Below are 11,365 nucleotides of genomic sequence, written 5' to 3'. Positions count from 1 at the left end.
CGCGAGCAGCAGAAGCTGCAGTGCCGGATTGTCGTGCGGGCTCACGCCACCATCGATGAAGAGACCGACCTCACCCTCGGCCACCTCGATGTGCTCGGGGTCGAAGTAGTAGGGCGCGGCCGTGCTCGCGCGGACGAGTTCCCGCAGTCGGTACGCCCGGTTCGGGGCGTGCGCCGCCGGGTCCTCCGATTCGAAGAACTTTCCGCGCGGATTGTTGTGCAGAACCCAGGGGCTCCCGGTGTCGAGCCGTTTGCAGACGATCGCGAGTCCAGTGCGCACGGCTTCGTCACCCAGGCAAGTGTCACCGAACGCATCGACGAGTGCGCGCTCGAGCGGTTCCCGCGGGAACTTCGCATTCAGGAAGCCGATGCGCAGCGGGTGCCGGCGGAACACGACGTGTCCGAGCTCACGGTACATCTCCTGGAGCTGATCGACCGACCATCCCAGCGCCAGCCCCGTCGCGATGATCGACCCCGTCGACGTGCCGCCGATCAGGTCGAAGGAATCACTGAGTGGCGAACCGAAGAGTTCCTCGAGGCGACGGAGGATCTGCAGCGACAACACACCGCGGATTCCGCCTCCGTCGAGAGAGAGGATGCGCTTGGGAGGAGTGGGGGCGAAGTGATCATCGGTCGAAGGAGCCATGCGGTCATCCGCCCGGGAGAAGGGGCTTTGCCGTGAACGAATGGCTCGGATTGTACACGTCCTCGCGACGTGTGCGCGTGGAGAACGGCAGCAGACAGGCGCCGCGCGTCCGGGAATCGGGGCACTGGAGGTGAGCCGTCGGAACCGCGGGCCGGTCCCGGGTCCTCTGCCTCGGGGCACGCGTCACGGCGAGGCCGATGTCGACCCACTCCGACACCACCACCCACGAAGAACGGGCGGGAGGACCATGCCTCCCGCCCGTCGTCCATCCACCATCACGGGCCCGAGCCCGCGACGGAACGGTTCTACTTGCCCGTCTGCGACTCCGGACCGTCGGCCCGGGCGACGGCGGTCAGATCGAAGCGATCGTTCGTCATGACCTTGGTCCAGGCGGCGACGAAGTCGTCGACGAACTTCTGCTTGGCGTCCTCGCCGGCGTAGACCTCGGCCAGGGCACGCAGCTGCGAGTGCGAACCGAAGATCAGGTCGACCGAGGTGGCGGTCCACTTCAGGTCGCCCGACGCGCGGTCGCGGCCCTCGTACACGTGGTCACCCTCGTCGGACTTCGACCACTCGGTGTCCATGCTCATGAGGTTCACGAAGAAGTCGTTCGTGAGCTCGCCGGGGCGGTCGGTCAGCACGCCGTGGTCGGTGCCGCCGTGGTTGGCGCCGAGCACGCGCAGGCCACCCACGAGCACGGTCATCTCGGGCGCGGTCAGCGTGAGCTGGTTCGCCCGATCGACCAGGGCCTTGGCCGGCCGCATGACCGCTTGGTCGGAGTGGTAGTTGCGGAAGCCGTCGGCGGTGAGCTCGAGGGCGTCGAACGACGCGGCGTCGGTCATCTCGTCGGTCGCGTCGGTGCGGCCCGGAGTGAACGGAACCGTGACGTCGTAGCCTGCCTTCGATGCAGCATCCTCGATGGCAGCCGCGCCGCCGAGCACGATCACGTCGGCCAGCGACACGCGCGTGTCACCGCGCTGGGAGTTGTTGAAGTTCTCCTGCACGGTCTCGAGCTTCGCGAGCACGGGGGCCAGCTCGGCCGGCTCGTTCACGGCCCAGTCCTTCTGCGGAGCCAGGCGGATACGCGCACCGTTGGCGCCACCGCGCTTGTCGCTGTCACGGAAGCTCGCGGCCGAGGCCCACGCGGTCTTGACCAGCTGCGCGTTCGACAGGCCCGAGTCGAGGATGTCGGCCTCGAGCTGCTCGACGTCCTGCTCGTCCACCAGTTCATGGTCGACGGCGGGCACGGGATCCTGCCAGATCTGCACCTCGGCGACCTCGGGGCCGAGCAGGCGCGTCACCGGACCCATGTCGCGGTGCGTGAGCTTGTACCACGCGCGCGCGAAGGCCTCGTTGAACTCCTCGGGATTCTCGTAGAAGCGCTGCGAGATCTCCTTGTACACCGGGTCGCGGATCAGGGCGATGTCGGTGGTCAGCATCATGGGCTTGTTCATCTTGCCCTCGATGTGGGCGTCGGGCACGACCGGGTCCATGTCGACCGGCGTCCACTGCCACGCACCGCCGGGGCCCTTCTCGAGTTCCCACTCGAACTCGAACAGACCCTCGAAGTAGCCCTGCGACCACTCCACGGGCGACGGCGTCCATGCACCCTCGATCCCGCTGGTGATGGTGTCGGCGCCCTTGCCGCTGCCGTAGCTGCTCTTCCATCCCAGACCTTGCTCCTCGACCGGAGCACCTTCGGGGTCGGCGGCCACGTACTCGTCGGCCTTGGCCGCGCCGTGCGACTTGCCCAGGGTGTGACCGCCGGCGATCAGGGCGACGGTCTCCTCGTCGTTCATGGCCATGCGTGCGAAGGTGGTACGGATGTCCTTGGCGGCGGCCATGGGATCGGGCTCGCCGTTCGGGCCCTCGGGGTTCACGTAGATCAGGCCCATCTGGGTGGCGGCAAGCGGCTTCTCGAGTTCGCGGTCCTTGCTATGGCGCGCGTCGGCCAGCCACTCGCCCTCGGGGCCCCAGTAGATGTCGGTCTGCGGTTCCCAGACGTCCTCGCGGCCGCCACCGAAGCCGAAGGTCTCGAAGCCCATCGATTCGAAGGCGACGTTGCCGGCCAGGATCATGAGGTCGGCCCACGAGATCCTCTGGCCGTACTTCTGCTTCACCGGCCAGAGCAGGCGGCGGGCCTTGTCGAGGTTCGCGTTGTCGGGCCAGCTGTTCAGCGGCGCGAAGCGCTGGGTGCCGTCGGACGCACCGCCACGGCCGTCGCTCACGCGGTAGGTTCCGGCGCTGTGCCAGGCCATGCGGATGAAGAGTGGACCGTAGTGACCCCAGTCGGCCGGCCACCAGTCCTGCGAGTCGGTCATCAGCTCCTCGAGGTCCTTCTTCACGGCCGCCAGGTCGAGCTCCTGGAACTCGGCGGCGTAGTCGAAGTCGGTGCCGAGCGGGGTGCTCTTCTCGGAGTTCTGGTGGAGGATGCCCATGTCGAGCTGGCTGGGCCACCAGTCCTGGTTGGTCATCACGCCGCGGGGAGGGTGCGTCTCGGCATCGGCCTGCGGCGGGTAGTTTCGGTGGGGTGAGTCCTGGGCGAGAGCGGGCACGGCCGCGAACAGCACCGCCAGGCTCATCATCGCACGAGAGAATCTGGTCATGGGGTCCGGGTCCTTTCCAGGGCAAGGGGGCGGTCGCAGGCGCTGTGCTGAGGAAGGGGTCGTGCGAGCCTGCGGTCTATTGTTCGGACTCATTCGTAAGTAGGAATCGTTCGGATCCGCAAGGTGGCATCCGGATTCTAGTCTCGTTGGGGCCATTGTCGAGGGTTTCCCCCGTCGACGTGTCCGGTCGGCCAGCCCACCCCTCCCGCATCGCCATCCCTTTGCTTATACTGCTGCGTCCGGTTCCGAATCGCCCGACCGCGCGCCACGGCCGGGCGTTCCCTTCACGATTGTCCGAGGGTGATTCTACATGGGTCTCTTCACCGAGGAAGGTCTCCGCAGGCTGCGCAAGGAGATCGAGAATCTCGAGCGCCTGATCAAGGTGGACATTCCGCGCGATCTGCAGGCGGCGGCCGCCCACGGTGATCTGCGTGAGAACGCCGAGTACGCGGCGGCCAAGGAGAAGCAGGCCCTGTCGATGTCACGCCTGCGCGAACTGCGCGATCGCGTGCGCCAGGCCGAGGTCGTGAGCAAGCGGGACTTCCCCGACGACATCGTCACGCTGTTGAAGCAGGTCGAGATCAAGGACGTCGACACCGGCGAAACGGAGTCCTACACGATCCTCGGCGACGGAGACACCGACCTCGACGACGGTGTGATCAGCTACACGGCTCCCATTGCCGCCGCACTCATCGGCCACAAGAAGGGCGACGTGGTCGAGGCCGAGCTTCCCGCGGGAACACGCCGGCTGGAGATCCTCGACTTCCGGTTCCACGACGGAGCCTGAGGCTCCCGAACACCGTTCGAGCTTCGTGTCGGACCCCGTCTCCCGGCTCGGGAGGCGGGGTTGCACGTTCCGGAACGAATCGTCCCCGCGCAGTTCGATCGCCCGTGTTCTTCGTTTCTTCTCGCGCGCGTCAGCCGGTTTCCTCTCGACGCGTTGCGCGATCGGTGCCGGTTTCTCGCATGCCGGATCAGCCCCCAGTACCACGACCCACTCCGGACGGAGGACGCCCGTGTCCACTCGCGATCTCATCCCCGCACTGTGCGCCCTGCTGCTACTCCCCCTCGTCGGCTGCGGCGACGATGACGATCCGACCGGCCCGAGCGCCGCTGCGGGCGACATCGAACTCTCCGTCACCGAGCTCGACTACGGAACCGTGTTCGAGAACTCGAGCGACGAGCGTTCCTTCACCATCGAGGCCGCGGCCGACAACGAAGGCGACGTGAGCGGATCGATCGCCCTGGCCGAGGGCTCGAGCGGCGACTTCAGCGTGACCATGGGCGGCGGCGACTTCACGCTGGCACCGGGCGAGTCACGATCGGTCGGCGTGACCTACTCCTCGCCGGGGGCGGGGCGGGTCTCGTCCGGTGCCGTCGAGTTCGATGTCGGTGGGGTCACGCTGCCCCTACGGGGCTTCAGCTCCGCCCCGGCCTACTTCGAGGTCGACCCGGACGGGGTGAGCGGCGCCGTCACGCGGACCAACTACGCACCCTTCGCCGACGGTGGCGTGACCATCTCCTACGGCACCGGCCGGTCGCACGGCGCATCGCCCGACTGGATCCGCTGCGGTTCCACGGCCAAGTGGATCTTCAACGGCAACGGCATCTCCGAGAGCAAGGTGGACTTCACCTTCCCGCTCCCGTCCAGCGTGACGGGCATCGGCGTGTCGATGCTCCGCGAGGCCGAGAGCGACTGCACGCAGATGCTCGTGGAGGTCGACGGCGAGGAGTTCCGCTACGAGAACCAGACCGGCTGCGACACCTGGTCGGACACCTACGGCGTGGCCGGGGGCGGTCACACCGTGGGCATCGGCACCGACCAGCAGGGATTCTGCGGTGGCGACCTGCACGTGCGGTCGATCACCTTCAGCTTCCAGGGATTCCTGGTGCCGGAATCCCAGTGGAACTGACCGCCGGCGGAGGACGGCGGGCTATTCGCAGAACACGCGGATGGTGTCGCCGTCCTCCGACTCGACCTCGACCCACAGCTCGCGCAGGGCGTCCATGAGTTCGTCGCCGTCGAGCTCGTTCAGACGGCCCAGGTCGATGCCCTTCTGCCGCAGGTGCTCGCTGGCATCGTTGGGCATCAGCGTGCTCAGCTTGATGCCCGTGCGGATCAGCGCGATCGGCACGCGCACGTTGACCTTGTCGTCACCGCCGTTGATCACGACGCGCAGGTACTTGATGGGTCCGGGCGGCCGTTCACCCCGTTCGGTGGAGGGTTCGGCCACGGCCGTCGGCGCCCTGGGGTCGAGCCGGTTCAACAGCTGCTCGGCCTCGTCGGGCGTGATCGTGCCGTCGGCCACCATGCGGAGGATCTTCTCTCGTTCGCGGGACATGACGACTCCTTCCCTTCCGGTGGGAGCTCAGGAAGAACGGACGTGGGTGCACGTGCGGTCGGTGGTGTCGAGGTCGACGCCGGGGCCGAGCGCGGGCCTCATGGTTCCAACCTCTCCAGCGCCTGCTCGACCGAGATCTCGCCGCGGGCGAGCCGGTCGAGCACGAGCTCGTTGTCCGACGGAGCGTCGAAGGTGGCGTCGAGCTCCGCCGCGATCGCGTTCAGGCGGTTCTTCACGGTCGGGTAACTGATCCCGAACAGGCCTTCCATCTTCTTGATGTGCCCGTGGTTGCGGATGAACGCGATGACGAAGGCCTGGTCCTCGAGCGGCAGCCGCGCCAGCGGCGGGACCTCGAACTCGCCCTCGAGCTGCACGTCGCAGCGATCGCACACCATGCGGGCCACCGCCATGGAGCGTTCGCACTCGGGGCAACGGGCCTTGGAGATGTCCATGGAATCCTACCTTTCGGTGAGAAAGGTAGATCAGAGTATCAATAAAATCAATAGTTAGATTGACTATATCAACACCGCGGCTCGTCTTTGCCTTCCTGGGAAGGCCGAGGACGGGGGGCGGACTCGGGCGCGCCGTCGACTTGCCGGCTCGCAGACCCGACCAGACCCGACCCGGCACCGGGCCGATCGCTGCGTCCAGACCGCGTGCAGTTGCTTACGGACCCCCGGACGTGAGAAAATCATCCGGAATGTTCCGGATCGGTCCCTCCCGGTGGCGTTGCGACGCACGGACCGGTCCCTGTACCCCCAGCGGGACCCGAGAGGATCGACACCATGAAGACATTGTTCACGCTCCTGGCGTTCGTCGCCCTGACCGCCAGCCCCGCGCTCGCCCAGACGTACAACGCGGCCGGCGACTTCAACGGCTGGGACAACGCCGGCAATCCGATGTACGACGACGGCACCAACGGTGACATGGTCGCCGGCGACGGCATCCACAGTGTGGAGATCGTCATCCCCACCGCGGGTCGTTACGAATGGAAGGCCACCGCGTTCGGCAGCTGGGACAGCTCGTGGCCGATCAGCGGCAACAGCTGGCTGATCACCAGCACCGACAACGAGACCGTCCTGTTCACCTTCGATGCGAACGTCCCCGGCGACGGCTGGATGCCCGACGGCAACGTCCCGCACAGCAGCCACACGCGCGGCGACCCCTACGTTCTGGTCGGCAGCCTGGGCGACGAACTCGGCGGCGCCGACTGGGATCCAGCTGGCAGCCTGGTCATGCACGACGACGGCCTCGACGGTGACATCATCGCCGGCGACGGCGTGTACACCTTCGTCGGCGACATCGCCACCGCCGGTACCTACGAGTGGAAGGTCGCGGTGAACAACGACTGGGCCGAGCAGTTCGGCGCCGACGGTCCGAGCATCAACGCCTCGACCGTGCAGATCGAGGTGACCGATCCCGTGTCGTTGCGCTTCCTGCTCGACGCCAACAGCGGCCGCATCACCTGGGCGCTCGCCGAAGAACCGGTCGACACCGACGATTCCTCGTGGGGCGCGGTGAAGGAGTCGTTCCGCTAGATCGGACAGATCGGATCGCGATCGCGCGTGAAGGACGAACACCCCGGTGGCGGATGCGACCGGGGTGTTCGTCTGTGGGGGCGACGTCAGCGCGGTAGCCGGATACGGCCGATGGTCGGTTCCTCACTCCTGAATTCGCCATACACGAACTCCACGTGACGGGACGTCTCGCGCAGGACGAAGCGCAACCAGCTCGGCAGCTCGTACTCGAAGTCCTCACGCTCGGAGAAGTCGGAGCTCCACCGGACGATGCGGTCTTCCCCGGTGGCATACACGCGGCCCTGCGAATCCGTCTGCAGGTACGACTTCCCGAAGCCAGGTGCGCGGAAGGACTCCCGCCCCTGGGTGTCGAACACGACGAGATCGCCGTCCGCGGGGCCCGTGGTCGCCACGATGCGCGCGTCGGTCGAATCGCCGACCACCACCACGGAGCGCCAGAGAGCGCTCTGCAGGATGGGCCATCCCAGCTGCCGTTCCGACACCAGGACTTCGGGATCGTCGAACGCGGGCGCACGGAGGACCTGCACGCCATCGGGTTGGTCGGACGTGAGGGTGTTGCACGCCACGTACACGACGTCGGATCCGAGACGGGCCATGTCGCCGATCTCGATCGCCAGTGGATTGCCGTCGTGGTCGTGGTCGACGACCACGCCGAGAGACGGAGCCGCGAGGTTGTCGAGCCGCAGCACCGCCTGGTCGTAGGTCCGCGCGATCCAGAGTTCCCCGTCGAACCATCGCATGCCGTAGTCGTGCTGGCTCTCGTAGCGATACACCTCGGACAGGCCCGTTTCCCCGAAGTTCCAACGGTGGATCACGTTGTCGGCGGCGTGGACGTCCTGCAGGAGGAAGAGCGCGTCGTGGTCGGCGTCGTACGCCATGGCCGACAGGTCCCCTTCGGACCAGGGCCTGGTGAGCACGGTATCGCGGACGGCGAGGTTCGCGTCGTCCCCCGGCGCCGTGGGAGCGTCGTCGTCGTCACAGGCGGCGAGCAAGAGGACCGTCGCGATCAGTGGAGTCAGCGACCGAAATGCGGTCGACGGCCTTCGACGGCGGAGCCGATGCATGGTGGCCTCCTTTCCCGTAGGGGGGCACCATGGGATGCGTCGAACGCCGTCGGTGTGCGCAATCGTGGCGGAACGACGGCTCACTCCGTGCCGGTGGGGTCGTCCGGCAGTGGCGCCAGCCGGTACACCTGCCGCGTGTCGATCCAGATCTCGTCGCCCATCGTCCGGTACTCGAGGTCGCGCAGCGGCCGCCTCGCGCGGCCGTACTTGACGCTGCCGTCGGCGGCGAAGAGGCCGTCGTCGCAGGGGCAGAGGTAGTGGTTCTCGTCGGGCTTCCACTGCACGCGGCAGAACTGGTGCGAGCAGAGCATGGACCGCGCCCGGATCTCGCCGTCCTCGCGTCGCAGTTCGACGACCACGCGGCCCTGCTTGCGCTCGATCCGGCCCTCGGTGGGGACGTCGGCGACGGGCACGCGCAGGATGGGGTCGGTCTCCTCGTCGTCGGACGACGCACACCCCGACAGGGCCGAAACGAGGCCGAGCGGGCGCGCCAACAGCATCGCGACGGTCGCGAGCATCCAGCGACGACGGGTGATCGAGCTCACGATCCGGGCTCCGGGGGGGGAGGCGGGAAGTCGACGATACGGAGGAAGCGTCGACGCGGTCAAGCGGGACGGGATCCGGGGTCGCTTTGCGGATGCGCAGCCGGGTCCGTAGGATGGTGCGGTCGCGCGGGGCTCGCGCGGACCACGCTCAACTCCTCTTCGTGAGGCCACTGACATGATCGGAATCGTCGGCGAACCCCAGGTCGGCAAGAGTTCGCTCTTCTCGCTGCTCATGGCGGGAGAGGGCGCGCGCCGGGGCAAGCAGGACCACGAGGTCACGGTTCCCGTGCCCGATCCCCGCCTGGACTGGCTCGCCGAGAAGTATCAGCCGAAGAAGACGACGCCGGCCCATCTCGAGTTCACGGATCTGGGGGCCGAGCCCAGGCACGCCGGCGCCGACCTGAACGCGCTGCTCGCCGTGCCCGAACTTCGCAACTGCGACGCCCTGGTGCTGGTGCTCGATCGCTTCAGCGGGAGCAGCGAGGACACCGACGACCTCGAGTCCTTCGAACTCGCCACCGCGGTGACCGACCTCGACCTGGTCGACCGACGGCTCGAGAAACTGGTCGCCGATCGCAAGCGCGGCCTGAAGGAGGCCGAGGCCGAGATCGGGATCATGGAGAAGCTGAAGGCGCACCTCGAGGACGAGCAGCCGCTGCGCACGCTCGACCTGGGCGACGACGAGCTCACCCGCCTGCGCGGCTACCAGTTCCTGTCGCTGAAGCCCGTGGTGGTGGTGGCGAACGTGGCCGAGGACCGGGCCGGGGCCGAGCCCGAGCCCGCCCTGGCCGCCGCCTGCGAGCGGGCGGGCCACGCGCTGTGCGCGCTGTCGGCTCCGATCGAGGCCGAGATCGCCGGACTCGACGACGAAGAACGCCGCGAGTTCATGGCCGACCTCGGCATCGACACGCCCGCCGTCGACCGCTTCATCCGCACGGCCTACGCCGGGCTGGGTCTGATCTCCTTCCTCACGTCGGGGCCCGACGAGTGCCGGGCCTGGAGCGTGCGTGAGGGCGCCACCGCGCCCGAGGCCGCCGGCCGGATCCACACCGACCTGCAGCGCGGCTTCATCCGCGCCGAGGTGGTCGCCTTCGAAGACCTCGAGAAGTACGGTGACGAGAAGGCCGCCAAGGCCGCGGGCGTGTACCGGCTCGAGGGCAAGGACTACGTCGTGCACGACGGCGACGTGATCGAGGTGCGGTTCTCGGTGTGAGCGCAGGCCACGCCGTGGGTCGTGAGTCCCTCGGTAGCTCCTTGCGGTGATCGTGCCGAACCCTCGCAGTGCACGAGGGGCGAGGTTCACTCCAGCAGCACCATCTTCTCCGAGCGGACCCGTCCGTCGCGAGGCGGAAGCGGATCGTCGTCGACGGGTTGAAGGGATTCGGTGCGATCGACTCGATCGCCAGCCGGTGACGGACCGGCGCCGGGTCGTCCGACACGGGACCTTCGATTGCCACGGCTTCGGACCCGGACATGGCGAGCTCGACCGAATCGAGGTCGTTCGTGAAGCGAGCCTGCGCCTCGGGCGTGAGGTAGTGGAGCTGCTCGAACTGCTCCGGCGCCGATTCGCTCCCTGCCCAGGGCACGGCCAGGAGGTCGATGATGTTCGGATCGGGCTCTCGGCCCGCGATGTCGTCGGCGCTGCCGCCGAACTGCCACTCGGTCACGTTCGCATTCACCCACCGTGCGCCGCCCCAGTCGTCCGCATTGCTGGCGCCGTCGTGACCGCTCATCAGGACCAGCAGATCCCACTCGTCGACCCGCGCGAGTTCGCCGATGGCGATCGCCGTCGTGGGAGCGAAGTCCCTCCACATCGAGGCCGCCTGGGCGGGGGCCGTGCCCGCGAGCACGGACTGGACGAGAAGGATCAGCGACAGGATCGGACCGGCACGCACGGGCACGGACCTCCCGGTGGTCGGGTGGCGGGAGCCGATCGTCGGGCCGGCGGTGTGATGCGCTTCCGGCTGAGTCCCAGGCTTCCCACTTCCGTCGCGGAAGTCGACGGACTCGACAGTCGGCGTGCACGGGGAACGAGACCTGACGGCCGCGATCCTCGTCCCCGTGCGGCGCCGAGATCGACAGACCGCGATCAGTCCCGCTCGTACGTCCCCACCAGCCGGTTCATGCCGAGCACGTGGGGCTCGATCTTCTCGAGCAGCTCCCACAGCGTCAGGCCGGCCGGCAGCTCGACGTCCTGGTCGAGCGCGAGCACCCAGAAGAAGTAGTGGTGCACGCCGTGGCCGTTGGGCGGCATGGGGCCGGTGTAGCCGGCCTCGCCCGTCTCGTTCTTGCCGGCGGTGTAGTCCTGCGTGCCCTCGTGCAGCTCGGTGACCGAGCCGGGGATGTCGTACAGCACCCAGTGCACGTAGCCGTACTGGCCCTTCGGGGTCACCAGCGGGGCGTCGGGATCGTGGCAGATCACGGCGAAGGCCTTCGTGCCGTCGGGAGCGTCGGTCCAGGTCAGCGGCGGCGACGTGTTCTCGCCTTCACCGCTGTGCTTGGTCGGAATCGCTCCGCGATCGGCGAACGCGGTGCTGGCGAGCTTCATCGGCGACGGTGCGAATCCCATGTCCTCCTCCTCGGTCTCGGGTCGTGAGGGCGGAAGTGTAGGACCTCGGACGGATG

Annotated in this window: 11 protein-coding genes; 4 read left to right on the top strand and 7 right to left on the bottom strand. The window is 67.8% G+C overall.

The features are described 5' to 3' along the window. The coding region (locus VKA86_17915; GenBank protein ID HKK73083.1) for a patatin-like phospholipase family protein at positions 1-645 on the bottom strand (645 nt) is incomplete at its 3' end. A gap of 305 nt (positions 646-950) precedes the next feature. Beyond that, the gene (gene katG / locus VKA86_17910; protein HKK73082.1) at positions 951-3,251 is read right to left on the bottom strand and encodes a catalase/peroxidase HPI; all 2,301 of its coding nucleotides are present in this window, start codon (positions 3,249-3,251) and stop codon (positions 951-953) included. Positions 3,252-3,561: 310 nt separating this feature from the next. Between katG and greA the strand changes: the two genes are divergently transcribed. Both greA and VKA86_17900 read left to right on the top strand, forming a co-directional pair. After that, a complete protein-coding gene (gene greA / locus VKA86_17905; protein ID HKK73081.1) occupies positions 3,562-4,038 on the top strand; it encodes a transcription elongation factor GreA in 477 nt (158 codons plus the stop codon). Positions 4,039-4,267: 229 nt separating this feature from the next. Continuing rightward, a complete protein-coding gene (locus VKA86_17900) occupies positions 4,268-5,164 on the top strand; it encodes a hypothetical protein (protein ID HKK73080.1) in 897 nt (298 codons plus the stop codon). 21 nt (positions 5,165-5,185) lie between these two features. On the opposite strand, the gene VKA86_17895 is transcribed toward VKA86_17900, so the two are convergent. Both VKA86_17895 and VKA86_17890 read right to left on the bottom strand, forming a co-directional pair. Next, the gene (locus VKA86_17895) at positions 5,186-5,593 is read right to left on the bottom strand and encodes a hypothetical protein (GenBank protein HKK73079.1); all 408 of its coding nucleotides are present in this window, start codon (positions 5,591-5,593) and stop codon (positions 5,186-5,188) included. A 98-nt stretch (positions 5,594-5,691) separates the two neighbouring features. After that, on the bottom strand, positions 5,692-6,045 hold the full coding sequence (locus tag VKA86_17890; GenBank protein HKK73078.1) for a DUF2089 domain-containing protein: 354 nt from the start codon (positions 6,043-6,045) through the stop codon (positions 5,692-5,694). A 333-nt stretch (positions 6,046-6,378) separates the two neighbouring features. On the opposite strand from VKA86_17890, the gene VKA86_17885 reads away from it, so the two are divergent. Beyond that, positions 6,379-7,131: a choice-of-anchor X domain-containing protein gene (locus VKA86_17885; protein HKK73077.1), complete on the top strand. Its 753-nt coding sequence runs from the start codon at positions 6,379-6,381 to the stop codon at positions 7,129-7,131. An 86-nt stretch (positions 7,132-7,217) separates the two neighbouring features. Here the strand turns inward: VKA86_17885 and VKA86_17880 are convergent, their stop codons facing one another. Both VKA86_17880 and VKA86_17875 read right to left on the bottom strand, forming a co-directional pair. Continuing rightward, positions 7,218-8,195 (bottom strand): hypothetical protein, encoded by a 978-nt coding sequence (locus tag VKA86_17880; protein HKK73076.1) that lies wholly within the window; start codon positions 8,193-8,195, stop codon positions 7,218-7,220. A gap of 80 nt (positions 8,196-8,275) precedes the next feature. Beyond that, complete coding sequence (locus VKA86_17875) at positions 8,276-8,740, bottom strand: Rieske (2Fe-2S) protein (protein HKK73075.1); 465 nt, start codon at positions 8,738-8,740, stop codon at positions 8,276-8,278. Positions 8,741-8,915: 175 nt separating this feature from the next. Here VKA86_17875 and VKA86_17870 point away from each other — a divergent pair, with 175 nt between their 5' ends. Beyond that, a complete protein-coding gene (locus VKA86_17870) occupies positions 8,916-9,953 on the top strand; it encodes a DUF933 domain-containing protein (GenBank protein HKK73074.1) in 1,038 nt (345 codons plus the stop codon). Between the two features lie 876 nt (positions 9,954-10,829). On the opposite strand, the gene VKA86_17865 is transcribed toward VKA86_17870, so the two are convergent. Next, complete coding sequence (locus VKA86_17865; protein ID HKK73073.1) at positions 10,830-11,309, bottom strand: YbhB/YbcL family Raf kinase inhibitor-like protein; 480 nt, start codon at positions 11,307-11,309, stop codon at positions 10,830-10,832. Positions 11,310-11,365: the final 56 nt, after the last annotated feature.

Source organism: Candidatus Krumholzibacteriia bacterium (assembly GCA_035268685.1).
Taxonomy (GTDB): Bacteria; Krumholzibacteriota; Krumholzibacteriia; order JAJRXK01; family JAJRXK01; genus JAJRXK01.
The sequence above is the reverse complement of the archived record's forward strand: the minus strand, read 5'-3'. Positions and strand labels throughout refer to the sequence as shown.